We start from the raw sequence: 575 nt of genomic DNA on the forward strand, positions 1-575 counted from the left end.
AAAAAAAAAACTGGATATAAGGCTTATATTGATTTATATAATGAAATGAAAGAAAGGGGAATATTTTAATGGCAAATAAATTTGAAAAGGCTGTAAAAAATAGAACTTCTGAAATACTAGAAAGTGGCAAGGACGCTCCCACTAAAAGTCCTATAGATAATAACTTAAATGATGAGAACTTAGTAAATCTATCTTCTATAATAGATGTTAAAGAAAAGAGCGTAAAAAATAAAACCTTTTATCTTGATACAGAGGTTATAAAATATGTTAAAAAACATGCTAAGGTTCAAAAGGTTAGTGAAAGTAAATTAGTTAATGATATACTTAAACATGTGTTCAAAATATAATAAAACATTCCTATAATTTTATAAAAAGAAGCATATACAATTTGATATATGCTCCTTTTTATATGGGCTTTTTTATATTAATATATTTATATTACATATATATTAAAGTCTTTGTTTTCAATTAACTTCCCATATAATACAAATATATTATATTTGCTATATTAACTTTATTATTAATATGTTTTCTAATATACCTTATATTGTATTAATTAATACAATATCTAATAA

At 21.6% G+C, this 575-nt stretch carries 1 protein-coding gene; it reads left to right on the forward strand.

Annotated elements, in window-relative coordinates; translation table 11 throughout:
• The first annotated feature begins 68 nt into the window (after window positions 1–68).
• The gene (locus LIQ05_RS19455) at window positions 69–347 is read left to right on the forward strand and encodes a hypothetical protein (protein WP_226822940.1); all 279 of its coding nucleotides are present in this window, start codon (window positions 69–71) and stop codon (window positions 345–347) included.
• Window positions 348–575: the final 228 nt, after the last annotated feature.

It is taken from the genome of Blautia glucerasea (genome assembly GCF_020537505.1).
Classification (GTDB): Bacteria; Bacillota; Clostridia; order Lachnospirales; family Lachnospiraceae; genus Blautia_A.